The following is a 24,934-nucleotide window of genomic DNA, read 5'->3' as shown; positions in this document are numbered from 1 at the left end:
GTAGCAAGAAAATCGACATCAGAAAGTCGATGGGTATTCATTCCAATGCAATTTTTCACGCAAAGTTTTGTAGTCGCTGTGATTGCTCGGGTGCAAAAGAGTGATAGTTTTATCGGATTGACGCACTTCAATTTTGTCACCACTTTGCAAGTTGGTTTGAGACTGCATATCAAAATTGACAATGACATCTAAACCATTCACCACTTCAATCACAATTTTGCTATCTTGTGGCAAAACGATAGGGCGATTCGATAAAGAATGTGGCGCAATAGGGGCCAATAAAATTCCTGCAACATGGGGATGCAGGATGGGTCCGCCGGCTGATAAGGCATAGGCGGTTGATCCTGTTGGTGTAGAAATAATCAAACCGTCAGATCTTTGGTTATACATAAAGGATTTGTTTACATGTACCGCCAATTCCACCATGCCAGAAATTCCTGAACGGTTTACCACCACATCATTCAAAGCCAAAGCACAATTAATCACTTTGTCATCACGTAGAACGGCGCCTTCAAGCAAAGTTCTCGTATCCGCTTCATATTCGCCAGCAATAATCTTGGGCAAAGTATCTTTGACTAATTGGAAAGGAATGTCTGTCATGTACCCCAGGCGTCCCATATTGATACCTACCAAGGGGACATTGCTGCCTGCTAGTTGACGTGCAATACCCAACATCGTTCCATCGCCACCCAAAACCACGACTAAATCAATCGCTTTTGCAAAATCTTGCGGTGTTTTCGTAGGAAATCCACTCAGGCCAAGGTGGGAAGCAGTTTCTGACTCGATAAAGACCTCGCAACCAAGACCCTCTACCAGTTTAGCCAGGTCTTTTAAGTGCTCTTCGATGCCATCGGCGTGGAATTTGCCCACGAGCGCTACCCGGCTAAATGCCTTCTTGGAAGAATTTGGGGATGGGCTTAACATATGACGATTAAACCATAGGCATAAAATCCCTTCCACCATGGATGAACGTTCCCGCGCTTTATTAAAAACACTCATCGAGCGATACATCGAGGAGGGGCAGCCTATTGGCTCGCGGACCTTATCCAGATTTTCGGGTTTAGACCTCTCTGCAGCCACGATTCGTAATGTCATGGCTGATCTTGAGGATATGGGACTGGTTACTAGCCCACATACCTCGGCTGGTCGTATTCCCACTCCAAGGGGTTATCGTTTATTTGTGGACACCATGGTGACGGTCCGTCCCTTGGAGGCGATTGCGGCAAGAGAAGTCGAAAAAGGCTTATTGCCAGATTCTCCACAGAGAGTGCTCAATTCAGCGGCGCAAATTTTGTCCAATCTCACCCATTTTGCAGGTGTTGTGATGACGCCAAAACGTGCTCAAGTTTTTAAGCATATCGAGTTTCTTCGTTTGGGCGAAGGCAAAATTTTGTTGATTATGGTGACACCTGAAGGTGATGTACAAAATCGCATTTTGCCAACGAACCAAGACTACACCCCAAGTCAGTTGATTGAAGCGGGTAACTATATCAATGCGCAATTTGCTGGAAAAAGTTTTGATCAGGTTCGCCTTCATCTCAAATCAGACCTCGATAGTTTGCGCGCAGATATTTCTGGGTTAATGGCGCTCGCCTTGCAAAGTGGTGTAGCTGATTACGATATGAGTCGTGGTGACATGTTGTTATCCGGAGAGCGTCGTCTTTTGAACGTGGGAGATTTAAGTTCCAATTTAGATAAGTTGCGCAAGATGTTTGATTTGCTTGAGCAAAAATCTGTCCTCATGCAATTGCTCGATGTTTCTAGTCATGCCGATGGAATTCAAATTTTTATTGGTGGTGAGAGTGATCTCTTGCCGTATGAGGATCTGGCGGTGATTAGCGCCCCATATAGCGTAGATGGGCAAGTCGTCGGCACTCTGGGGGTGATTGGCCCTACAAGGATGGCGTACGACAGAGTTATCCCCATTGTCGACATTACTTCGAAGTTGTTATCGGGTGCGTTAAGTTCATAATTTTATAAATATTAGAGGCAATGACATTGAATCAAAATCCGCATCTACGTGCTTCTAAAACAGCAGTACTTTTATTAAATTTAGGCACACCATCGGCACCAACACCAAAAGCGGTGAAGTCTTATTTAAAAGAGTTTTTATCTGATCCTCGGGTAGTTGAAATTCCACGCTTCATATGGTGGTTCATTCTCAATGGCATCATCCTGCCTATTCGTAGTGGTGCATCAGCCAAAAAATATGCATCTATTTGGTTGCCCCAATTAGGCTCACCTTTGATGCATTACTCACGCTTGCAAGCAAAAGAGCTGAATGACATTTTTGCTAATGAGGGTCACACAGTGTTGGTAGATTTAGCAATGCGATATGGCCAGCCATCTACCCAAGAAGTCTTGGAGGGGCTCAAGGCCGAAGGCATGGAGCGCTTATTGCTATTACCTCTCTATCCCCAATACTCTGCTACGACCACTGCCTCCAGTTTTGATGAGGTATTTCGTGTGTTGAGTACTTGGCGTGACCAACCAGAGTTACGTTTGGTGAAACACTATCATGACAATCCAGCCTATATCGCAGCATTACGAGATCAGGTCTTGAGTAGTTGGGACAAAGATGGTCGTCCTGATTTTTCTAGGGGCGACAAATTGATGTTTTCTTTTCATGGTTTGCCCAAGCGCAATTTAATGAAAGGCGACCCTTACCACTGTGAATGCTTAAAGACTGGACGGTTGCTTGGAGAGTCTCTTGGTTTGGAGCCGGGTCAATACATCGTGACGTTCCAATCGCGCTTTGGTAAAGCGGAATGGTTAAAGCCTTACACTGCCGCAACGATTGAAAAGCTAGCAAAAGAAGGTTGTCAGCGTCTGGATATTTTTTGTCCCGGATTTCCGGCGGACTGTCTAGAGACATTAGAGGAAATTGCAATGGAGGCGCGTGAAACCTTTCTAGAACATGGTGGGAAGGACTATCGCTATATTCCTTGTTTGAATAGCAACCCCCATTGGATTAAGGCTTTAAGTGATATTGCCTATCAGCATTTATTGGGCTGGTCATTGGGCACCGAGTCCTCTGAGGAGCTTGCCAAGCGCAATCAAAGAGCAGAACTTGCTCAGCGTTAATTTCTTAACGACCTTGAAATTCGCTAAACTGACCTCATATAGCAAAGCAAACGATCTAATTACAGAAAAGTGAATCAGCATTTATGAATCAAGAAAATCAAAACCCAGCGCCAGAACAAGAAAATACTGTAGCAGCTGCAACAGAGAATCCGGCTGAAGGTGGGAGCCAAGCTCCCGCCGAAAAATCTGCTGACGAACAAATCGCTGAGCTCAATCAAAAAATTACTGATTTGCAGGACAATTTCTTGCGTGCCAAAGCAGAAGGCGAAAATATTCGCCGTCGTGCGGTAGAGGATGTTGCCAAAGCCCATAAATTTGCGATCGAGAGTTTTGCTGAGCACTTAGTGCCTGTGACAGACAGTTTGTATGCAGCCTTAAACGCTGATGCAGCAGATGCAAAGGCAGTCAAAGAGGGTCTGGAGATTACGCTGAAGCAGTTGTTGTCTGCTTTTGAAAAAGGGCGTATGACGGAAATTAATCCTGCAGTGGGGGAAAAATTTGATCCCCACCACCATCAGGCAATTGCCTCAGTGCCCTCAGACCAAGAGCCTAATACTGTGGTTTCGGTGCTCCAGCGCGGTTATACCGTGGCCGATCGCGTGCTAAGACCAGCATTGGTGACGGTTAGCGCCCCAAAATAAGCTAAAAAAAGGGGATTAACCCCCAAAACGGCATAAAAAAGGCAGATTTCTGCCTTTTTTGCTATTTACCCTCTTGAATTTGCTCCTTTAGACCCCATTTAGTGAGTATTGGAAATTTCATGGCAGTTCATCTGAATTGCCTCTGACAACCTACAAAACCTAGAAGTACAACAAATAACTTAATTTTTTGGAGCCATTATGGGAAAGATTATCGGTATCGACTTAGGAACCACTAACTCTTGTGTTTCCGTCGTAGAAAACAATGCGCCTAAAGTCATCGAGAATGCTGAAGGTGCTCGCACAACTCCATCCATCATCGCTTACGTTGAGGATGGCGAGGTATTGGTTGGCGCGCCTGCTAAACGTCAGTCAGTCACCAATCCTAAAAATACCATCTACGCAGTGAAGCGTTTGATGGGTCGTAAATTTGAAGATCCAGAAGTACAAAAAGACATCACTTTGATGCCTTATGCCATTATCAAAGCAGATAACGGTGATGCATGGGTAGAGGCGCGCGATAAAAAAATGGCACCTCCACAAGTGTCCGCTGAAATTCTGCGTAAGATGAAAAAGACTGCCGAAGACTATCTCGGTGAAGAGGTGACTGAAGCAGTGATTACTGTGCCCGCTTACTTCAACGACAGTCAACGTCAAGCCACTAAAGATGCTGGCCGCATCGCTGGTTTGGATGTCAAGCGCATCATCAATGAACCAACTGCAGCTGCTTTGGCTTTTGGTTTAGACAAGCAAGACAAAGCTGATCGTAAGATCGCTGTTTATGACTTAGGTGGCGGTACATTTGACGTGTCCATTATTGAAATCGCCAACGTGGATGGTGAGAAGCAATTTGAAGTACTCTCAACCAATGGCGATACATTCTTGGGTGGTGAAGACTTTGACCAGCGCATTATTGATTGGATCATTGCTGAGTTCAAGAAAGAGCAAGGCGTTGATTTAAGTAAAGATGTTTTGGCATTGCAACGCTTAAAAGATGCTGCTGAGAAGGCTAAGATTGAATTGTCCTCGGCTCAACAAACTGAAATCAATTTGCCTTATGTGACAGCTGATGCAAGTGGTCCTAAGCATTTGAACTTAAAGTTGACTCGCGCCAAATTGGAATCTTTGGTTGAGGAATTGATTAACCGTACTGCTGGTCCTTGCCTTACTGCAATTAAAGACGCAGGTGTGAATGTTGCAGATATTGATGACGTGATTTTGGTCGGTGGCCAAACTCGTATGCCTGCAGTTCAGGAAAAGGTTAAAGAGATCTTTGGCAAAGAGCCACGTAAGGACGTCAATCCAGACGAAGCGGTTGCTGTAGGTGCGGCAATTCAGGGATCTGTATTGTCGGGTGATCGTAAGGATGTATTGCTCTTGGACGTTACCCCATTGTCATTGGGTATCGAGACTCTTGGTGGCGTTATGACCAAGATGATTCCAAAGAACACCACCATTCCAACCAAGCATTCACAAGTGTATTCGACAGCTGAAGACAATCAGCCTGCAGTAACTATCAAGTGCTATCAGGGTGAGCGTGAGATGGCTGCTGCTAATAAATTGCTTGGTGAATTTAATCTCGAAGGGATTGCACCTGCGCCACGTGGATTGCCACAAATTGAAGTGACTTTTGATATCGATGCCAATGGTATTTTGCACGTCACAGCAAAAGACAAGAACACTGGCAAAGAAAACAAGATCACCATCAAGGCGAATTCTGGTTTGACCGAAGAAGAGATCCAACGCATGGTGAAAGATGCTGAAGCAAATGCGGCTGAGGATAAAAAAGCATTAGAGCTCGTGACTGCACGTAATACGGCAGATGCATTGGCTCACTCAACCAAGAAAGCCTTGGAAGAGCATGGTGCTAGCTTAGAAGCCTCCGAGAAAGAAGCCATTGAAGCTGCTCTCAAGGAGTTAGACGAAGCAATCAAGGGCAGTGATAAAGCTGCGATTGAAGCCAAGACCGAAGCATTGGGTAAGGCTAGCCAGAAGTTGGGTGAAAAAGTCATGGCAGCTGAACAGGCAAAAGCGGCTGGTACTGCAGGCGCCGCCCCTGGCGGTGAGCAAAAAGCCGCCCCGGATGCTGACGTAGTTGATGCTGACTTTAAAGAGGTAGATGACAAGAAGTAATCGAGTCAATCTAGTGTGATGAATGTAGTTTTGTAGTACTGCAATAACAAGTCGGCTTCGTGCCGACTTGTGCCATTGTGGATGTTGAGAGGAATAGGCCGTGCCTAAAAGTAAACGCGATTTTTATGAAGTGTTGGGTGTTGCAAAAGGTGCCAGCGACGATGAGCTAAAAAAAGCCTATCGCAAGTTGGCGATGAAGTATCACCCTGATCGCAATCCAGATAGTAAGACGGCTGAAGCTCAATTTAAGGAGGCTAAGGAAGCCTACGAAACACTTTCGGATCCCAATAAACGTGCTGCTTATGATCAATATGGTCATGCTGGTGTTGATCCATCGATGGGTGGGGGATTTGGAGGTGGCTTTGGTGGCGGTGGTTTTGCCGATGCTTTTGGCGATATCTTTGGAGATATCTTCGGGCAAGGCGGTGGACGTCATTCTGGCCCCCAAGTCTACAAAGGCGCCGATTTACGCTACAACATGGGTATCACTTTGGAGCAGGCGGCTGAGGGTTACACCACGCAAATTCGGGTGCCAAGTTGGAGCGATTGCAAGCCCTGTCATGGAACAGGAGCTGAGCCAGTCACAAAAGCAGAAAAATGTTCTACCTGCGATGGTCATGGTCAAGTACGAGTGCAGCAGGGCTTTTTTTCAATGCAGCAAACTTGTCCGAAATGTCGTGGCACAGGCGAGTACATACCCAAGCCTTGTAAGACATGTCATGGCACTGGCAAACATAAAGAGCAAAAAACACTCGAGATCAAAATTCCAGCGGGCATTGATGATGGCATGCGTGTGCGTTCAGTCGGCAATGGCGAACCCGGTATTAATGGCGGGCCATCAGGTGATTTGTATGTAGAGGTGCGCGTTAAACCGCATAAGGTATTTGAGCGTGATGGCAGTGATCTGCATGTGCATTTACCAATTTCTTTTGCAACCGCAGCTATTGGTGGAGAAATTGAAGTACCTACCTTGTCTGGTCGAGTTGAGTTTGAAATTCCGGAGGGAACTCAAACTGGTAAAACATTCCGTTTGCGCCATAAAGGCATCAAAGGCTTGCGCTCTACTTTAGTAGGCGATTTGTTCGTGCATATTTTGGTGGAGACACCGGTAAAACTTACCGATGATCAGAAAAAATTACTTCGCCAGTTTGATGAAAGTTTGAAGTCTGGTGGTGACAAACACAGCCCGCAACAAAAAGGCTGGTTTGAAGGCGTTAAGAATTTCTTTAGCTAGGATCTGAGGGTCTAGCCAGCAAAGCCGTGTTCTGGCGCGGGAAATTTTCCAGACTTCACTTCGCGCACGTATGCTTTCACGGCAGACTCTATCGATTGATGGCCTTCCATAAAGTTCTTTACGAACTTGGGAGGTCTGCCGGGGCTAATGCCCAACATGTCCGGCAGTACTAAAACTTGTCCAGAGCAGTCTGGTCCTGCACCAATACCAATTGTTGGAATATTGAGTTCAGTAGTAATTTTTTCACCTAGGGATGAGGGGATCGCCTCCAGAACAACCATTTGTGCGCCTGCTTCCTGACAAGCGAGTGCCTGCTCAAGCATCAGTGTTGCAGCGTCTTTAGATTTACCTTGCACTTTATAGCCGCCCAATACATGAACAGATTGGGGCAAGAGGCCAAGATGGGCGCAGACAGGAACGCTACGTTTAACAAGATAGCGAATAATTTCGATTTGCCAATCACCGCCCTCTAGTTTCACCATGTCAGCACCAGCACGCATCAGCGTTGCGGCAGAGTCTAATGCTTGGACTGGATCGCCGTAGCTGGCAAATGGTAGATCGGCAATTACAAATGCATGTGTGTTAGCACGCGCTACGCATTCTGTGTGATACGCCACTTGTTCAACAGTGACCGGAGTGGTGCTGCTATGACCTTGAATGACATTGCCTAAGGAATCACCAATCAGAATCACTTCAATTCCGCAGCGATTTAATAGCGCTGACATAGTGGAATCGTATGCAGTGAGCATCGTAATTTTTTCACCCTCAGCGTGCATTGCGAGGAGCTTAGTGATCGTAATTGGCTTATCGCCCTGTAAGTAACCCATGGCGAGAGTTTAATGAATTAATGCGCCGTTTGGCTATAAACGTCTTTTTCCCCGCAATTACAGTTGCGGCAAGGGAGTTTTTCAATTCTTTGATGGGCTACTTTGGGTAGATAAGCCTTCAATTGCCCAAAATTGGGTAAGAAAAAGTCTGGCGCGATTTCTAGTAGAGGAAGTAATACAAAAGAGCGCTCAATGATTTTAGGGTGCGGAAGCATTAATTCAGTTTCATTTTGCGTCACACCTTCATAGAACAGGATATCGAGATCAAGTGTGCGAGGTGCGTTAGCGTAAGGTCTCTCCCTCCCAAATTCTTGCTCAATGGCTTGGCATACATGTAAAAGACCGTAAGGTGTCAGTTCAGTTTCAATCTCAATGACTGCATTGATGTAGTCGCCGCCAAGTGCTTCTACGGGTGCGCTTTGGTAAAAACAGCTCTTAGCAAGAATATGCAATTCGGAGCGTTGCGCTAAGCAGACGATAGCATCGGTGATCAGCTGACGTGTGTCGCCGATATTGCCACCAAACCCGATAAACGCTTTTGCCATACGCTTCCAAACTCTAGATGAAATGACTTTACCGAAATTTTGGAAAGTTTGCTTAACCTGCTGTAGGTTCTGGTGAGGCGGTCGTTGCCGAGGTGGCTTTGGGTTTTCTGCGTCGACGTCTTTTAGTGGCTGTTTTGACCGCTGCGCCCACTTCGTTTTTGACGCTCGCTAGCAAGGCTTCTTGGGCGCTTGGGTCGGCTGCAATGAAGTCCGTCCACCACTGACCCAACGCGGGATTTTGCTCACCTGTTGCACAGCGTAGCAACATAAAGTCATATCCTGCCCTAAAACGGGGCGACTCTATTAGTCGATAAGGGTAGCGTCCAACTCGCTTCTCAAAACGAGGTTGCATGGACCAAATTTCTCGCATGTCACTCTCAAAGCGACGCTGAATAGTCATACCGCTGCTTTGGGCGGCAATCGTCTCGTCCATGGCATCTTGGAGTGCGGGAATATTAGCCATACCCTTAGCAAGGTTTGCCTTCCAATTTTGGAGAAGATCTGGCCAAAGTAAAGTGGCAAATAAAAATCCTGCTGAAACGCTTTTGCCAGACTGAATACGTTGGTCTGTATTTGCAAGGGCGAGCTTTACAAACTGATGTCCTTCTGAAGACTCTTCACCATCATCAAGAATGCGATCCAAAAGGGGTAGCACACCATGATGCAAGCCAGCCTCTTGTAAACCTTGGATTGCAGACCATGAGTGACCTGACATTAACAGTTTAAGAATTTCATCAAAAAGTCTTGCGGGAGGAACATCCTCTAGGAGTGTGCTCAGTTTGGATATAGGCGCCCTGGTATCGGCATCTAAAGTAAATCCGGTTTTAGCAGCGAAACGGATGGCTCGCAGCATACGTACTGGGTCTTCACGGTAGCGCTTTGCAGGGTCACCAATCATGCGCAAAGTTTTCTTTTGCATGTCTGCCATACCGCCGTGATAGTCCAACACGGTTTCGGTAGATGGATCGTAATACATGGCATTGACAGTAAAATCGCGCCTTGCAGCATCTTCGCCTTGTGATCCCCAAACATTGTCTCGTAAGATGCGACCACTTTCAGCGACATGATCACCAGCGTTTTCTAGCAATGCGCGAAAAGTAGAAACCTCAATAATTTCCGGATGACCTTTACCAAAGAACGTCACATGCACAATTTGAAAGCGGCGACCTATGAGGCGTGCCTTTCTGAATAATCTTTGTACTTGATCTGGCGTAGCATTGGTCGCTACATCAAAATCTTTGGGAGCAATGCCTAAAGCTAAATCACGTACTGCACCACCCACAATAAATGCCTCATAGCCTGCATGCTGTAGGGTCTGGGTTACTTTGACAGCGTTTTTAGACAACAAGTGGGGGTCAATCCGATGCGCCTTCTTAGGTATGCGCTTAGGCGAACCCCCATGAACCGCATGCGTATGCTTGACCATGGGGTCACGTCGCAAAATGCGTTTAATGAATTTGGTAATCATGCAAACAGCTCAAGTATTGGCCAATTACGCTTTTGTGCTTCTTGACGCAAACGATCATCTGGATTGGTTGCCACTGGATGACTGACCTGCTCAAGTAGTGGTAAATCATTCATCGAGTCAGAATAAAAATAACTGCGCGGTAACTGAGACAAGTCAAGATTTTGCTCGCCTAGCCATGTATGTACATTTTGTATTTTGCCTTCACGAAAGTTGGGGATACCCTTCACTTCGCCGGTGAAGATCACGTCAGACCCCACACCTTTTATTGCTGGTTCGGTGGCAATCAAGTGTTCGATGCCAAAGCTTTCGACGATGGGGCGGGTCACAAAACTATTGGTTGCGGTGACGACACAACAGAGATCACCTGCATCTTGATGCTTCTTGACTAGATCCACAGCCTTTTGACGGAGTTGTCCCGTGATGACCTCGGCCATAAATTGATCATGCCATTCCTTGAGTTGGGCGCGAGAATGTTCAGAGAGTGGCTTGAGAGCAAAACGTAAGAACTCATGAATATCGAGTTTTCCGTCTTTATAGTCTTGATAGAAACGTTCGTTTTGCTTTGCATAGTATTGACTATCGACTACGCCAATACGTGCTAAGAATTGTCCCCACTCATAATCACTATCACAGGGAAGTAAGGTATGGTCTAAATCGAAAAGAGCTAGTTGAGTCACAAATGAAAGACAAATTAAATAGATTTAGGAGTGAGCAGTTCACGCACCAGGGGTAAAGTAACTGCACGTTTTGTTTCTAGTGAGTAAGCATCTAAAGCGTCAATGAGAGCCATTAAATTTGGCATATCTCGATAAAAACGATTTAATAACCAAGGCAACACATCGGGGGACAGATTTAAGCCCCTAGCCTTGGCCGCTTGCTCTAATGCCTGTATTTTCTCATCATCGTTTAAAAGGGGTGTTTGGAAGATTAAACCCCAGCCAAGACGGGTGCGCAGGTCCTCTCGTAGACTTAAGTTTGCAGGGGCGGCATTGCCGGCCATGAAAATATGCATATTCTTGCTGGCCTGGATTTCATTCAGAATGCGAAAAAGAGACCCCACTAAGCGCTCATCCAAACGATTGACATCATCTACGGCAATGATGGAAGGCGCATTGGATTGAGTTAATGCTGGCAATTTTTCTTCCAGTCGTACCCAATTGGTCGGCTCATCTGGACTTAGTAAAAAGCATTCTAGCTTTGCATCTTCGGCAGCGTGAATCATGGCATTAAGTAAGTGAGACCGCCCAGAACCTTCTGGACCCCACCAATACATCCAGCGATGATTCAACGCATTATCGCCAATCTTTGCAATATTCTTTTTCCAAGAATCGCTCAAAGACTGAAGGGTTGTTATTAATGCTAGGTCTTTACCTGGCAGATAGTTTTCAAGACTTGCTCTTGGTGTATGACCAATGTCTAAAGCAAATTGTCTTGGAAGCGAAGAAGTACTCATTAATGCACTAAGACCAATTTATTTCTGATACCAAGAACTTTGGGTATACACAGACCAGAAATATTTCACTAAAACTAAGCTCACAGCGCTAATGGGGAGTGCCAATAAAACACCAAAGAACCCAAACAATTTGCCGAAGAAAAGCAATGCAAATAGCACTGCTACAGGATGTAAGCCGATGCGCTCGCCAACCAGGCGGGGCGTGAGGAAGAAGCCCTCAAGGAATTGACCAATTCCGTAGACCACTAACACGCCGATTACGGCAGTGCTAGGGCCAAATTGAAGTAATGCGGAGAGGACTGCTAAGCTTAATCCGAGGGTGATGCCAATGTAGGGAATAACAATCATTAGGGCAGTGAAAACGCCCAATGCAACAGCACCTTTAACATCTATAAAAGCCAAAGCAGCACTGTAATAAATTGCCATGATTGAAATGACGATCAGCATGCCTCTTAAGTATTGAGACAGCAAGCCATCGGTATGCATGACTAAATGATGCACAGTCGCTTGTGCGCGACGAGGAACTGCTTCTTGTAGCAGTTTGAAAAAGTGATCCCAATCAACTAACAAATAGAACATTACAAAAATGATGAGCACCGCATTTACAAACCCAGCAATCACTGAACTACCAGAAACTAGTACCGTATCAATAGTGGAATTCATTAAAGAATCGGCGTGATCGCTAATGTGTTCTGTAATTTTTTTTGTAGCATCCGCTTTTAAGCTATTCCAATCCAGATTCATGTGTAAGCTATCGAGCTTGGGGCCAAGCCATGCCTGAGTATTTGCTATCCAGTCGGGTAATTGAGAGCGGATTAGGGGGATTTCGTATTTCAGCAGGCTAATGAGCAGGCTCAAAATAAAGAAAATCAGCCCCAATCCAAACAGCATGGAGATGAGGGCCGCTAAAGGGCGAGGCGCTTTGTGCCTTTCCAGCCACAAGCACACTGGGCGCAAAGAGTACGCCAGTATGAATGCGGTCAAAAAAGGGGTAAAAATCTCAGCCATGTTCTTTAATCCTCTAGAATTCAATGATTCTACTGATCAAGTAGCATTTTTCACTAATATTGCAATCTAGCCATGACTTCATCTACCAATTCTTCTTCAAAAGGCCTTTCCTACCGCGATGCTGGCGTCGATATCGACGCTGGTGATGATTTGGTGGATCGCATTAAGCCGCTAGCAAAAAAGACCATGCGGGATGGTGTTTTGGCTGGAATTGGCGGTTTTGGGGCCTTATTTGAGGTACCGAAGCGTTATCAGGAACCTGTTTTGGTCTCTGGTACAGATGGTGTTGGTACCAAGCTACGTTTGGCGTTTGAATGGAATCGTCATGACACGATCGGCCAGGACTTGGTTGCCATGAGTGTGAATGATATTTTGGTCCAGGGTGCTGAGCCACTTTTCTTCTTGGATTATTTTGCCTGTGGCAAGTTGACTGTTGATACAGCAGCCACAGTGGTTGCTGGAATCGCTAAAGGGTGTGAATTGTCTGGTTGTGCGTTGATTGGTGGTGAGACGGCAGAAATGCCAGGAATGTATCCTCCTGGCGAGTATGACCTTGCAGGTTTTGCGGTGGGCGCAGTTGAAAAATCCAAAATTATTACCGGCAACAGTATTGTTCCTGGCGATGTCGTTTTGGCAATTGGTTCCAGTGGCGCGCATTCCAATGGATATTCATTGGTACGCAAGATCATTGAACGCGCAGGCGCAAAACCTACGGATGACCTTGGTGGTCGTCCATTGGGCGATGTAGTGATGGCACCCACAGAAATTTATGTCAAACCTCTGCTGAAATTGATTTCAGAGATCAATGTTAAGGGGATGGCACACATTACTGGCGGTGGTTTAGTGGATAACGTGCCACGCGTTCTGCCAGAAAATACTCAAGCTGTTTTACATCGCGATAGTTGGCAAATGCCCGAACTCTTTCGTTGGTTGCAAATGAAGGGTGGCGTTGCTGATGCTGAAATGGTCAGGGTATTTAATTGCGGAATTGGCATGGTCGTTATTGTTGATCCAAGCCAAGTAGATACTGCAATCCAATCGTTGACCGCTCAAGGTTTAAAAGCTTGGACAGTGGGTGAGGTCATTGAACGTCCAAAAGGTGCTCCCCAGACGATAGTGATTTAACGCTATTGTTACGACTGATTGCTACAAACAATCCTTGCAATAATCAATCGCCGCTTGGAGTTCCTTGGGATTAAAGGGGTCAAAAGTTTTGCGACCACTGATCGCTCTGAGCCAAGTTAACTGACGTTTCCCAAGTTGTCTTGTGGCAGCCAATGCCTTGTAACGCATCTGTTCGGCATCAATCTCGCCATTCAGATATTCCCAAGCCTGCCGATAACCTACAGATCGAATGGCTGGTAAATCTTGATGTAATGCAGTGTTCGCTTTTAGAGAACGTACTTCATCTAAAAACCCAGCTAACAACATTTCATCAAAACGTTTTTCTAACTGCTGATGTAGTCGCTTACGATCACTAGGCTCTAGCGATACTAGATTGATCCATGCAGGAATTGTGGATCCTTCCCTACCATCATCGCTGGGAGAGTCTGCTAGTAATGCAGACATTGGCTTGCCGCTGATGGCAAATACTTCTAAGGCGCGTTGAATCCTTTGTGAATCATTTGGCTTGAGTCGCAGAGCAGTTTCTGGATCCACTTGATCTAACTTGGCATGCATTGCTGGCCATCCGATCTGCTTTGCCTCTTCTTCTAAACGTAATCGAATTTCAGAATTCGCCGTGGGTAGCGCAGAAAGACCATATGCCCAAGCTCTCCAATAGAGCATGGTGCCACCAACGACGACTGGAATATTGCCTCTATTTCGAATGTCTGCGCATAATTGTTTGGCATCTTTGGCAAATCGGGCAGCTGAATACACTTCTGTGGGGTCAAGAATATCAATCAAATGATGAATGACCGTTGCTTGTTCTGATTTGCTGGGTTTGGCACTGCCGATATCAAGGCCTCGATAGACCAAGGCAGAATCCATGCTAATGAGTTCAAGCGTGCGGCCAATAGATTTGGCATATGCTGCCAATGACATGGCTAGATGAGTTTTGCCAGCACCAGTGGGTCCTACTATGCATAGGATGGGTTTCTCGTCTGGTGTTTGCATGGGCTGAATGTAGGGTTCAGTTTGCATACTTCATTATAAGAGCCTGTTAATATCTGCATCGAACCTATTTTTGGAGCCCAAGTTGATTGATACCCTTTTGCAATTAAGTGATTTATTACTTCACGTTGATCGTCATTTAGATGTCGTGATTTCGCAATATGGTCCTTGGGCATATGGATTGCTGTTTGCGATTGTTTTTGCGGAAACCGGTTTGGTTGTTGCCCCGTTCTTGCCGGGTGATTCACTCCTCTTTATTGCTGGGGCCTACTGTGCAACTGAACACTTCAATATCTGGACCTTGTGTATTGGCTTATTAATTGCTGCTATTTCTGGTAATACAGTGAATTACTTTATTGGTCGATGGATTGGTAAAAGGGTGTTTAGTAGTCAGTCACGTTGGATTGACCAAGGCGCCCTTTTGAAAACCCATGCATTTTATGAAAAGCATGGTGGTAAGACGATTATCGTGGCACGCTTTCTGCCGATTATCAGAACCTTTGCACCTTTTGTTGCTGGTGTATCAGAAATGAACTTTTCGCGTTTTCAGTTATTTAATATCACTGGTGCGGTGTTATGGGTTGTTGGTTTGGTGGTTGCTGGATATTTCTTTGGCAACATTCCTGTGATTCGTCAAAATCTCAACGTGATTGTGTTGATTGGCGTGGGTGCCGCAGCAGTGCCGGTAATTCTTGCCGCCCTTTACAAAATATTTCAGCGCAAGAAAAGTTAAACCACACTACTTAATGTAGTTTGGTTTGACTTTCTAAAGTGGCAATATGCTCCCGAATATCGCTTGCATCTTCAGCTTCGGGGGCTTCATTTAAGTAGCGATGCATGTCTGCTAGTGCTGGACGCAAATATTCCAGTTGTGCAAAGATAAGTCCACGATCTCTAATTTCTTCAATAGAATCGGGCAACAAAATCACTAAGCGCTCTTGAATTCCCAGTAGACGCTCCCAACGCTCGTGCTCGGAGTAGATCATTTTGAGATTACGTAAAAAGCGTGACAGAATTTCTCTTGGGCTTGATGCCCGCAAGAACACATTGAGTGGCAGGCTAAGCTCCCCACGGTAGCCTTTTGCATCAAGATAAGGATCAAGCATTTCTTGTAGTTCAAGCTTAGATAATGATTCTCCGGTCAGTGGATCCATGATCACTTCGCCTTGTTGCAATGAGATGCGCATCATGAAGTGGTTGGGGAAGGAGACGCCACGAATTTTTAGACCAATTTGCTGACCTAACTCCATCATTAAGATGGCGAGCGAAATAGGAATTCCGCGACGATTTTCTAGTACGTGATGTAAATAAGAATTTTCTGGGGCATAGAAATCATTGGCATTAGGTCCAAAGCCCAGTTCAGCATAAAAAAAGTGCTTCAAAATTTGTAAGCGCTGAATAGCGGACGTATCTGGTGTAATCCGCGCTTTTAATTTATTGCCTAATTCATCAAGATGATCTAGAACGCCTTGCACATCCAAATCTGGATAGGCGTGTTGCGCTACTGCAATTGCAGCTTCCGTTAAAGGGAAGTGCTCATCCTCTGTTACAAGAGAAGTGAAATAGTCTAGTTGTTGTGTTGGCATACATCCTATTTTGCATGACGCAGGAATTTTTGCCAGCGAATTCCTACTAAAGCTAGGGCGCCAAAGTAAATCAAGGCTGCAACAATTAGCCACATCGCTAGCAAGGCAATCCGTATCCATGGCTCTGCTTGCAGGGCAATCCAATCATGCGCACTAGCTGCATATAGCAGCGCCGCTGAAAATGGAATGAGAGCTAAAAAGAGTTGGCCTAAATACTTCAACCAGGCTGCATTTGGAAGTGCCCCGCGCTTGTGAAGACCTCTCCAGAGCAGGGCAGCATTAAGGCAGGCACCAGCGCCGACCGAAAGGGCTAAGCCCGCATGCCCAAACCAGGGGACAAAGACTATGTTAGCAAGCTGGGTTGCAACGAGAACGATCAGGCCAATTTTGACTGGGGTGCGAATATCTTGGCGCGAATAAAAGCCAGGCGCCAAAATTTTGACCAAAATTAAACCAATGAGACCAACACCATATGCCGCTAATGCACGTTGTGTCATGAGTACATCTAGTGCGTTAAATTTTCCGTAGTGATACAAGACGGCCGCTAGAGGTTCACCAAAAATAAACAGTGCAATTGCAGAAGGTGCTGCAAGCAAGAAAGTGAGCTGCAAACCCCAAACCAATAACTCGCCTGCATGCACCAAATCATTTTTTGCATTTGCTTTACTGAGGCTAGGGAGCAATACCGTTCCTAATGCTACGCCTAGTAAGGCGGTTGGAAATTCCATTAAGCGATCTGCGTAAGACAGCCAAGAGACGCTACCTGCTTGCAGTCTGGAGGCAATATTGGTGTTGATGATCAATGAAATTTGTGCGACGGATACAGCAAAAACGGCGGGCCCCATCAGTTTTAATACGCGTCTGGCATCTGGGTTACTCATGGCAGCTTTGATTGCTTTCGGTAGCAATCCAATGCGCGGCAATAAACCTAGTCGAGCGAGTGAAGGTATTTGAATCGCAAGTTGTAAAACCCCGCCGACAAGAACACCAATACTGAGTGCATAAATTGGTTGGTCTAAATGTGGCGCCAAAAAGATGGCGCTGCCTATGAGAGCAAGATTGAGGAGGACTGGCGTGAAGGCTGGAATTGCAAAGCGGTGATAGGTGTTTAGAATTCCGGCCGATAAAGACACCAAGGAAATGAGTCCAATGTAGGGAAACATGATTCTCGTCATAACTACGCTAGCGTCATAAGCAGGGCCTCCGCTAAAGCCTGTGGCAATCACCAAAATGAGCAGTGGGGCGCCTATGACGCCGAGTAGGACTGTAACCAGCAAAGCCCAAAATAAGAGCGTGGCAACCGCATTTATCAGGGTTCTTGCCTGATTTTGGTCCTCGTGGGTCGAGATTTCGCCCAAAATGGGGACAAAAGCTTGCGAAAAGGCTCCTTCGGCAAAGAGGCGACGCAGTAGATTGGGTAGCCTAAAAGCCACATTAAAGGCATCCGTCCACTCGGAAGCCCCAAAACTACGGGCTATTAAGGTCTCCCTTAGCAGCCCCGTAATGCGGGAAAGCATGGTCAGGGAGCTAACCTTCGCGGCGGCAGATAGCAGGTTCATGAGCCGATTTTCACCGATTTATGGTTGGACTGGGCTTTTTTGCCCCTTTAAGGTAAAATCTAGGGTTTTGGCGAGCTTGCTTCTGGTTTTCAAGTGGGTCCGCAAGATTTTTAACTAATCGCATTTTGCAATTTATAGAGGCAAGGTTTAAAGATGGCAAATACAGCACAAGCGCGTAAGCGCGCACGCCAGGCAGTAAAACAGAATGAGCATAACTCCAGCTTACGTTCAAAGCTACGTACTTCCATCAAGGCAGTTCGTAAGGCGATCGAATCTGGTGATAAAGCAGCTGCAGCAAAAGTGTTTGCAGCGACTCAATCAACAATCGACAAAATTGCTGACAAAAAAATCGCTCACAAAAACACTGCAGCACGTCAAAAGTCTCGCTTGTCTGCTGCTATTAAGGCGATGGCTGCTTAATTAGATTTTTGTTTTAGGCTGGTCGAATCTGATTTCGACCTAAGCCCGCTCCTTATCAGAGCGGGTTTTTGTTTTTAGGGCTGGGTTTGGGGTTTGGGTTCAAACTCGCAGGCCTCTTCTATCGGTAGGCTGTTGTCTTTGGCAAAGTTCATGACAAAGTCGAGCGCTCTTGGATCGAGGTCGCCTAGTCTGGTATCAATAACAACGCATTTCACTTTTGCAATAAGCACTGGTCTGACGTAGGGTGAATAAGTGAAGCGAGGGTCTCCAGCATCTCCTGGAGGGCGAAAAGTAGCCATCACCCCGCAAAGACGCTCCGCCCAATCACTAGGCCGAAATGGTTTGCCAGAAGTGGTAATGCCTTGAATGAAAAGCTTTTTGTGGTTCAAATTGACGTGAAGTTTGTGAAATCAGTATGACTAAGCCCTCTAGCTTAACAGCCTGAGGTGGCCGTAAGATGACTGTATGTTCTATTTTCGTGCAGTCGAAGGTTTTAAGAAAAAAATGCAAGCCAAAACTTTAGTAGAAAGCTCAACTATGACATCTCTGGCAAAGCCCCAAGTGCCCGGTCAGGTAAAGCACTATCTCGAGTTTGCCGATCTCACTCGAGACGAATATGACTACTTACTGAAAAGATCAGCATGGTTAAAAGCGAAGTTTAAGAGTTACGAGACTTGGCATCCATTGCATGATCGCACTTTGGCCATGATTTTTGAAAAGCACTCTACCCGTACTCGTCTCTCGTTTGAGGCGGGGATACATCAGTTAGGTGGCCATGCTGTCTATCTGAACACACGTGATACTCAGCTAGGCAGGGGCGAGCCTGTAGAGGACGCTGCTCAGGTCATTTCACGAATGACCGACATCATCATGATTCGTACTTTTGGCCAAGAGATTGTCGAGCGTTTTGCTGCCAACTCGCGTGTCCCCGTGATAAACGGTTTGACTAATGAATACCACCCATGCCAAGTGTTGGCAGATATCTTTACCTTTGTTGAGGCGCGTGGTCCCATTCAAGGAAAAACTGTCGCTTGGGTGGGCGATGCCAATAACATGGCGTATACCTGGATTCAGGCGGCACAATGTTTGGATTTTAAGTTACGGTTTTCAGCACCTCCCGGATATCAATTAGACCCAGCTCGTTTGGGAAAGAATGCAAGCCAATATTTAACGATTTGTGTAGACCCCAAAGATGCTTGCAAAGATGCCGATCTGGTGACGACCGATGTCTGGACCAGCATGGGTTACGAAGATGAAAATACTTCGCGCATGAATGCTTTTAAAGAGTGGATGGTGGATGAGGAGCTAATGGCAGTAGCCAAGCCCAATGCGCTATTTATGCATTGTTTACCAGCGCATCGCGGCGAAGAGGTGTCTGCCGGTGTAATAGATGGCCCCCAAAGTATTGTTTGGGAAGAGGCTGAGAATCGTTTGCATGTTCAAAAGGCGCTCATGGAGTATTTGCTTTGCGGCCGATTGGATTAAGAGAAAAACGAAAGCAATAAAATACTAAATAATTCGTTGCAATTTATTTTTGATTGAATAAGAAAACATGTCTGATATTAAAAAAGCAGTCTTAGCGTATTCCGGTGGTTTAGATACCAGCGTCATTTTGAAATGGCTTCAAGATACCTATGGTTGTGAGATTGTGACTTTTACTGCCGACCTAGGTCAGGGTGAAGAGCTGGAGCCTGCCCGTGCCAAGGCCTTGCAGTTTGGAATTAAGCCGGAAAATATCTTTATCGATGACTTGCGTGAAGAGTTTGTGCGCGACTTTGTGTTCCCCATGTTTCGTGCCAACACGATCTATGAAGGCGAGTATCTTTTAGGAACCTCTATTGCTCGCCCCTTAATTGCAAAACGCCAGATTGAAATCGCCCGTTTAACTGGCGCAGATTCTGTTTCTCATGGCGCTACTGGCAAAGGGAATGATCAAGTGCGTTTTGAGCTTGGCTACTACGCTCTTGAGCCAGGTATTAAAGTCATTGCGCCATGGCGTGAATGGGATTTACTCTCCCGTGAAAAATTAATGGCCTATGCAGAAAAGCATGGCATTCCTGTGGAAATGAAGCATAAGCAAGGTGGCTCCCCTTACTCTATGGACGCCAACTTATTGCATATCAGTTATGAGGGTCGTCACCTTGAGGATCCTAATGCTGAAGCAGAAGAGTCAATGTGGCGTTGGACCGTTTCTCCTGAAAAAGCGCCAGATGCCCCTGAGATTATTGAGATTGAATTTAAATCTGGTGATCCCGTTGCCATTAATGGCAAAGCCTACAAACCACATGAATTATTGGCAGAGCTCAATCGCGTAGGCGGTAAACATGGTATCGGCCGTCTCGATCTCGTTGAGAACCGCTTTGTTGGCATGAAGAGCCGCGGTTGCTATGAAACCCCTGGCGGCACCATTTTGTTGAAGGCTCATCGTGGCATCGAGAGTATTACCCTTGATCGCGAAGTGGCACATTTAAAAGATGACTTAATGCCGCGTTATGCCAGCCTTATTTATAACGGCTTATGGTGGTCTCCAGAGCGAATTGCGCTGCAGACACTGATTGATCACACTCAACAAATGGTAAACGGTGTAGTGCGCTTGAAACTCTATAAGGGTTCAGTATCCGTCATCTCTCGTGACTCAGCGAATACTTTGTTTGATCAAAATATCGCGACCTTTGATGATGATGGCGGCGCTTACAACCAAGCCGATGCCGGTGGTTTTATTAAGCTCAATGCGCTGCGGATGCGTATCGCAGAAACAGCTAAGCGTAAACGTGCCAAGAAATAACCAACATCAACAGAATAGAAGGAAATCAGATGCAATTTGATCAAGTTTCAGTGGGTAAAAAGGCCAATGTATTTTTTGATGGCAAGTGCGTCTCACATACCGTAACCCTCCCTAATGGAGTGCGTAAATCGGTTGGCGTGGTTCTACCAAGCACATTGCGCTTTGATCTAGGCACTAAAGAAATCATGGAAGTGGTTGATGGAACGGCTTATGTCAGCATCAATGGCGCCCCAGAAAAAGAATTTAAGTCTGGTCAGAGCTGGGAGGTCGAGAAAGGCGGGTATTTTGTAATCCGCGCCGAGCAGCCAGTGCACTATGTTTGCCACTTCGAATAAACCTGTTGGCACTAATTAAAAAACGCAGACTGAGGTCTGCGTTTTTTATTGTCTTCATTTACTGATTTAGTTTTTAGGAAGCCCGGTAATAATGGTGCCGGGCACAATTGCCCTATCTAAAAACCACTGCTTGTTCATCTCTAAGGCGTAACGGATGGCCGCTTTAGGACAGTGATTGTTAAGAGTCTCTGCTTGCATTTCTTCGATGTTCACAATCTTGCCATCATCAGCGATAAATGCGATGGAGAGGGGTATCTTAGTGTTGTTCATCCAAAAGCAATGCCCCGCTTTTTGCTCAAAAACAAATAACATTCCAGAGTTGGTTGGCATGCTGGTACGGTTCATGAGGCCAACTTCTCGAGCCTTGGGTGTATCAGCAAGCTCTGCTTGGATGCGGTAAATCCCTGCTTTTAGTTCTACGGTAGGTAAGCCGGTATTGACTTGTGCTAACGCAAAGGGAGCGCTTAAAAAGAGAGCAATCGCTAGGATAGGGTGAGTAAGGTATTGAATAAGTTGCATGAAAGAGATTTTAAGTGAGAGAAACTACAGACGAAAAAAAACCCAGGAATGAATCCTGGGTTTTTCATAATGATCTAAGGACTATTAAGCCGCTTGGATATTGGTAGCTTGTTTGCCTTTAGGGCCTTGGGTAACGTCAAATGTTACCTTTTGGTTTTCCTTGAGTGTTTTAAACCCAGGCATTGTGATTGCGCTGAAATGCGCAAACAACTCTTCTTCACCATCATCAGGTTTGATAAAACCAAAACCTTTTGCATCATTGAACCACTTAACAATTCCGGTCGCCATGCGAACTCCATTACATAAACTTAAAACAACCGTGATGAGGGTAAATACTTTTTTAATCAGTCTCAATCCACAACACGCCTAAATAGAACCTTTTTTGAGGTCTACCCCCCGATTGTTTGCCCTTTTTGTAGGGGTGTCAAGGAGTTATGGGGGCATACCCCTCAGTAATTACCCCTTTTTTTGTAGAAAAATGCCCCAATATGGGTGAAAGAGGGGATTTTGAGGGTTTTTCGCAACAAGAGCCCCCACAAATCAAGTTTAGATATCTGTGTTTAGAATGTTTCTCATGAGTCGCGCACCCAAAAATCCCACTACCGGAATTCCGGCTAATCCCTACGTTGAGGACACCCTTCTTCTCGAAAAACAGGTCGAGCAAGTTAAGGCTCCATCAATGTATAAAGTTTTGTTATTGAACGATGACTACACACCAATGGAGTTTGTGGTGATGGTTATTCAGGAGTACTTTAATAAGGATCACGAAACAGCAACGCGCATTATGTTGCAAGTACATTTGGTTGGTAAGGGCGTGTGTGGAATATTCACACGTGATGTTGCTGCCACAAAGGTGCATCAAGTGATTGAACTATCCCGAGAAGCGGGTCACCCATTACAGTGCACTATGGAGGAAGCATGATTGCCCAAGAACTAGAAGTCAGTTTGCACATGGCGTTCGTGGACGCGCGGGCATCAAGACATGAATTTATTACTGTCGAGCATTTGCTAGCCGCCCTTTTAGATAATGCCACTGCGGTCGAGGTCTTAAAGGCTTGCGCCGTGAATATTTCTGAGTTGCGCGCTCAACTGAAGAACTTTATTAATGACAACACTCCAGTGGTGCCAGGAGCTGATGAGGTTGATACCCAACCTACTCTTGGGTTTCAGCGAGTGATACAACGCGCCATCATGCATGTTCAGTCAACTTCAAATGGAAAAAAAGAAGTGACTGGCGCAAACGTATTGGTTGCCATCTTTGGTGAAAAAGATTCACATGCAGTCTACTTCTTGCAACAGCAAGGTGTGACGCGTTTGGACGTTGTGAACTTTATTAGTCACGGTGTGCGCAAAGATCAAGCAGAGCATGTTAAGCCTGCAGACAACACTCAAGAGTCTGAAGAAGCAGCGTCTTCTGGAAAAGAAAGCCCGCTAGACCAATACACTCAAAATCTCAATGCGATGGCTCGTCAAGGCAAGATTGATCCTTTGATTGGCCGCGAGGGTGAGGTTGAGAGGGTAATCCAGGTGCTTTGCCGTCGTCGCAAAAATAATCCGTTGCTTGTTGGCGAGGCTGGTGTGGGTAAAACTGCCATTGCCGAGGGACTGGCTTGGAGAATTGTGAAAGGTGATGTGCCAGAAATTTTGGCAAATGCCACGGTCTATTCTTTAGACATGGGCGCGCTCTTGGCAGGCACTAAATACCGCGGTGATTTTGAGCAGCGCTTAAAGAGTGTTCTGAAGTCATTAAAAGATCATGCACATGGCATTTTGTTCATCGATGAGATTCATACTTTGATTGGTGCCGGTGCTGCATCTGGTGGAACTCTGGACGCTAGCAATTTACTGAAGCCAGCGCTTTCTAATGGACAACTTAAATGTATTGGCGCTACCACCTTTACTGAATACCGTGGCATTTTTGAAAAGGATGCTGCTCTATCACGCCGTTTCCAAAAAGTGGATGTCGTAGAGCCGACTGTAGATCAAACCGTGCAAATTTTGCGCGGGCTCAAATCTCGCTTTGAGGAGCACCATAGTGTGAAGTACGCAGCTGGTGCGTTGGTGGCAGCAGCAGAGTTATCTGCGCGTTATATCAATGACCGCCATTTGCCGGACAAGGCAATTGATGTGATAGATGAGGCGGGCGCTGCACAGCGTATTTTGCCTAAGTCAAAACAAAAGAAAACGATTGGTCGCCCAGAGATTGAGGAGATCGTTGCGAAGATTGCGCGCATACCACCTCAATCAGTAACAGTGGACGATCGCAGTAAATTGCAAACCTTAGATCGTGACATCAAGAGCGTTGTCTTTGGTCAGGATCCTGCGATCGAAGCATTGGCGAGCGCCATTAAGATGACGCGCGCAGGTCTTGGAAAGGTAGATCGCCCAATTGGTTCATTTTTATTCTCTGGCCCCACTGGTGTAGGCAAAACAGAGGTTGCAAAACAACTCGCATACATCATGGGTATTGAGTTATTACGCTTTGATATGTCTGAATACATGGAGCGTCATGCAGTCAGTCGATTAATTGGTGCGCCACCAGGATATGTTGGCTTTGACCAAGGCGGTCTTCTGACCGAGGCGGTTAATAAAAAGCCGCATTGCGTGCTCTTACTCGATGAGATTGAAAAAGCTCATCCAGATATTTTCAATATTCTTTTGCAGGTGATGGATCATGGCACATTGACTGACAACAATGGCCGTAAGACTGACTTTAGAAATGTCATCATCATTATGACTACTAATGCGGGCGCCGAAGCGATGCAAAAATCCACTATCGGCTTTACCAATGCACGCGAGTCCGGTGATGAGATGGCTGATATTAAGAAGTTTTTCACGCCAGAGTTCCGCAATCGCCTAGATGCCATCGTGTCATTTAAGGCGCTTGATGAAACCATCATCATGCGTGTGGTTGATAAGTTCCTCATGCAGCTAGAAGAGCAACTCCATGAGAAGAAAGTGGATGCTACTTTTAGTCCTGCATTGCGTGCCCATTTGGCAAAACATGGTTTTGATCCGCTAATGGGCGCTCGTCCAATGCAGCGCATTATTCAAGATACTGTTCGTAAGGCCTTGGCTGATGAATTACTCTTTGGTAGATTAGCGCAAGGCGGTCATGTGGATGTCGATATTGATACCGAAGGTAAGGTGCTGTTGAACTTTGAAGCCCCTAAATTGCCAGGTAAAGCTAGCAAGATTGATATTGCTCCTGCAGAGGAAATTTAA

At 45.8% G+C, this 24,934-nt stretch carries 26 protein-coding genes; 13 read left to right on the top strand and 13 right to left on the bottom strand.

The features are described from left to right. Positions 1-18 precede the first annotated feature (18 nt). Positions 19-924, bottom strand: coding sequence for an NAD kinase (locus KIH43_RS03360; protein WP_297717692.1), 906 nt, complete (start codon positions 922-924; stop codon positions 19-21). Between the two features lie 37 nt (positions 925-961). On the opposite strand from KIH43_RS03360, the gene hrcA reads away from it, so the two are divergent. The 5 genes from hrcA (at position 962) to dnaJ (ending at position 7,089) form a co-directional block, all read left to right on the top strand. Further along, entirely contained in the window at positions 962-1,972 is a 1,011-nt protein-coding gene (hrcA, locus tag KIH43_RS03355; protein ID WP_296968436.1) for a heat-inducible transcriptional repressor HrcA, read from the top strand. 20 nt (positions 1,973-1,992) lie between these two features. After that, positions 1,993-3,084 carry a ferrochelatase gene (gene hemH / locus KIH43_RS03350; RefSeq protein ID WP_297717688.1) on the top strand — a complete coding sequence of 364 codons (1,092 nt, stop codon included), beginning with the start codon at positions 1,993-1,995 and terminating at the stop codon, positions 3,082-3,084. Positions 3,085-3,167: 83 nt separating this feature from the next. Beyond that, positions 3,168-3,725 (top strand): nucleotide exchange factor GrpE, encoded by a 558-nt coding sequence (gene grpE / locus KIH43_RS03345; RefSeq protein ID WP_297717685.1) that lies wholly within the window; start codon positions 3,168-3,170, stop codon positions 3,723-3,725. Positions 3,726-3,923: 198 nt separating this feature from the next. After that, on the top strand, positions 3,924-5,855 hold the full coding sequence (dnaK, locus tag KIH43_RS03340; protein ID WP_297717681.1) for a molecular chaperone DnaK: 1,932 nt from the start codon (positions 3,924-3,926) through the stop codon (positions 5,853-5,855). Positions 5,856-5,955: 100 nt separating this feature from the next. Further along, positions 5,956-7,089: a molecular chaperone DnaJ gene (gene dnaJ, locus KIH43_RS03335; protein WP_297717678.1), complete on the top strand. Its 1,134-nt coding sequence runs from the start codon at positions 5,956-5,958 to the stop codon at positions 7,087-7,089. Positions 7,090-7,100: 11 nt separating this feature from the next. Here the strand turns inward: dnaJ and panB are convergent, their stop codons facing one another. From panB to KIH43_RS03305, 6 genes are read right to left on the bottom strand one after another with little or no spacing between them, the layout of a single operon-like run. Further along, the gene (gene panB / locus KIH43_RS03330; RefSeq protein ID WP_297717675.1) at positions 7,101-7,916 is read right to left on the bottom strand and encodes a 3-methyl-2-oxobutanoate hydroxymethyltransferase; all 816 of its coding nucleotides are present in this window, start codon (positions 7,914-7,916) and stop codon (positions 7,101-7,103) included. Between the two features lie 17 nt (positions 7,917-7,933). Further along, positions 7,934-8,461 carry a 2-amino-4-hydroxy-6-hydroxymethyldihydropteridine diphosphokinase gene (gene folK, locus KIH43_RS03325; RefSeq protein ID WP_297717674.1) on the bottom strand — a complete coding sequence of 176 codons (528 nt, stop codon included), beginning with the start codon at positions 8,459-8,461 and terminating at the stop codon, positions 7,934-7,936. 52 nt (positions 8,462-8,513) lie between these two features. After that, entirely contained in the window at positions 8,514-9,929 is a 1,416-nt protein-coding gene (pcnB, locus tag KIH43_RS03320; protein ID WP_297717671.1) for a polynucleotide adenylyltransferase PcnB, read from the bottom strand. Beyond that, positions 9,926-10,606 carry an HAD family hydrolase gene (locus tag KIH43_RS03315; protein WP_297717666.1) on the bottom strand — a complete coding sequence of 227 codons (681 nt, stop codon included), beginning with the start codon at positions 10,604-10,606 and terminating at the stop codon, positions 9,926-9,928. Before KIH43_RS03315 ends, pcnB begins: the two co-directional genes overlap by 4 nt. A gap of 14 nt (positions 10,607-10,620) precedes the next feature. Continuing rightward, positions 10,621-11,382 (bottom strand): DnaA regulatory inactivator Hda, encoded by a 762-nt coding sequence (gene hda / locus KIH43_RS03310; protein WP_296968419.1) that lies wholly within the window; start codon positions 11,380-11,382, stop codon positions 10,621-10,623. 18 nt (positions 11,383-11,400) lie between these two features. After that, positions 11,401-12,390: an AI-2E family transporter gene (locus KIH43_RS03305; RefSeq protein ID WP_296968417.1), complete on the bottom strand. Its 990-nt coding sequence runs from the start codon at positions 12,388-12,390 to the stop codon at positions 11,401-11,403. A gap of 72 nt (positions 12,391-12,462) precedes the next feature. On the opposite strand from KIH43_RS03305, the gene purM reads away from it, so the two are divergent. Then, positions 12,463-13,515: a phosphoribosylformylglycinamidine cyclo-ligase gene (gene purM, locus KIH43_RS03300; protein WP_296968415.1), complete on the top strand. Its 1,053-nt coding sequence runs from the start codon at positions 12,463-12,465 to the stop codon at positions 13,513-13,515. A gap of 21 nt (positions 13,516-13,536) precedes the next feature. Here purM and miaA read toward each other — a convergent pair whose 3' ends face one another. Then, entirely contained in the window at positions 13,537-14,508 is a 972-nt protein-coding gene (miaA, locus tag KIH43_RS03295; RefSeq protein WP_366069217.1) for a tRNA (adenosine(37)-N6)-dimethylallyltransferase MiaA, read from the bottom strand. Between the two features lie 85 nt (positions 14,509-14,593). Here miaA and KIH43_RS03290 point away from each other — a divergent pair, with 85 nt between their 5' ends. Then, positions 14,594-15,238: a VTT domain-containing protein gene (locus tag KIH43_RS03290; protein WP_296968522.1), complete on the top strand. Its 645-nt coding sequence runs from the start codon at positions 14,594-14,596 to the stop codon at positions 15,236-15,238. Positions 15,239-15,248: 10 nt separating this feature from the next. Here KIH43_RS03290 and KIH43_RS03285 read toward each other — a convergent pair whose 3' ends face one another. Together KIH43_RS03285 and murJ are read right to left on the bottom strand one after the other, a co-directional pair. After that, positions 15,249-16,091 (bottom strand): tetratricopeptide repeat protein, encoded by an 843-nt coding sequence (locus KIH43_RS03285; protein ID WP_296968412.1) that lies wholly within the window; start codon positions 16,089-16,091, stop codon positions 15,249-15,251. A gap of 5 nt (positions 16,092-16,096) precedes the next feature. Then, the gene (gene murJ / locus KIH43_RS03280; RefSeq protein WP_297717660.1) at positions 16,097-17,650 is read right to left on the bottom strand and encodes a murein biosynthesis integral membrane protein MurJ; all 1,554 of its coding nucleotides are present in this window, start codon (positions 17,648-17,650) and stop codon (positions 16,097-16,099) included. Between the two features lie 153 nt (positions 17,651-17,803). On the opposite strand from murJ, the gene rpsT reads away from it, so the two are divergent. Then, complete coding sequence (rpsT, locus tag KIH43_RS03275) at positions 17,804-18,070, top strand: 30S ribosomal protein S20 (protein ID WP_296970112.1); 267 nt, start codon at positions 17,804-17,806, stop codon at positions 18,068-18,070. A gap of 74 nt (positions 18,071-18,144) precedes the next feature. On the opposite strand, the gene KIH43_RS03270 is transcribed toward rpsT, so the two are convergent. After that, a complete protein-coding gene (locus KIH43_RS03270) occupies positions 18,145-18,459 on the bottom strand; it encodes a DUF3579 domain-containing protein (RefSeq protein WP_296970115.1) in 315 nt (104 codons plus the stop codon). A 148-nt stretch (positions 18,460-18,607) separates the two neighbouring features. Between KIH43_RS03270 and argF the strand changes: the two genes are divergently transcribed. The 3 genes from argF to KIH43_RS03255 all read left to right on the top strand — a co-directional run bounded on the left by argF (position 18,608) and on the right by KIH43_RS03255 (position 21,190). Next, positions 18,608-19,555: an ornithine carbamoyltransferase gene (gene argF, locus KIH43_RS03265; protein WP_297717743.1), complete on the top strand. Its 948-nt coding sequence runs from the start codon at positions 18,608-18,610 to the stop codon at positions 19,553-19,555. A gap of 67 nt (positions 19,556-19,622) precedes the next feature. After that, positions 19,623-20,855 (top strand): argininosuccinate synthase, encoded by a 1,233-nt coding sequence (locus KIH43_RS03260; protein ID WP_296970117.1) that lies wholly within the window; start codon positions 19,623-19,625, stop codon positions 20,853-20,855. A 29-nt stretch (positions 20,856-20,884) separates the two neighbouring features. After that, entirely contained in the window at positions 20,885-21,190 is a 306-nt protein-coding gene (locus tag KIH43_RS03255) for a pyrimidine/purine nucleoside phosphorylase (RefSeq protein WP_296970119.1), read from the top strand. A gap of 66 nt (positions 21,191-21,256) precedes the next feature. On the opposite strand, the gene KIH43_RS03250 is transcribed toward KIH43_RS03255, so the two are convergent. Together KIH43_RS03250 and KIH43_RS03245 are read right to left on the bottom strand one after the other, a co-directional pair. Further along, complete coding sequence (locus tag KIH43_RS03250) at positions 21,257-21,709, bottom strand: DUF192 domain-containing protein (RefSeq protein WP_297717655.1); 453 nt, start codon at positions 21,707-21,709, stop codon at positions 21,257-21,259. An 84-nt stretch (positions 21,710-21,793) separates the two neighbouring features. Further along, complete coding sequence (locus KIH43_RS03245; RefSeq protein WP_114663009.1) at positions 21,794-21,997, bottom strand: cold-shock protein; 204 nt, start codon at positions 21,995-21,997, stop codon at positions 21,794-21,796. A 277-nt stretch (positions 21,998-22,274) separates the two neighbouring features. Between KIH43_RS03245 and clpS the strand changes: the two genes are divergently transcribed. Both clpS and clpA read left to right on the top strand, forming a co-directional pair. Further along, positions 22,275-22,631, top strand: coding sequence for an ATP-dependent Clp protease adapter ClpS (gene clpS, locus KIH43_RS03240; protein WP_296970173.1), 357 nt, complete (start codon positions 22,275-22,277; stop codon positions 22,629-22,631). Beyond that, entirely contained in the window at positions 22,628-24,934 is a 2,307-nt protein-coding gene (gene clpA, locus KIH43_RS03235) for an ATP-dependent Clp protease ATP-binding subunit ClpA (RefSeq protein WP_297717652.1), read from the top strand. Before clpS ends, clpA begins: the two co-directional genes overlap by 4 nt.

It is taken from the genome of Polynucleobacter sp. (assembly GCF_018500155.2).
Classification (GTDB): domain Bacteria; phylum Pseudomonadota; class Gammaproteobacteria; order Burkholderiales; family Burkholderiaceae; genus Polynucleobacter.
This window is presented reverse-complemented; position numbering and strand designations above follow the sequence as displayed.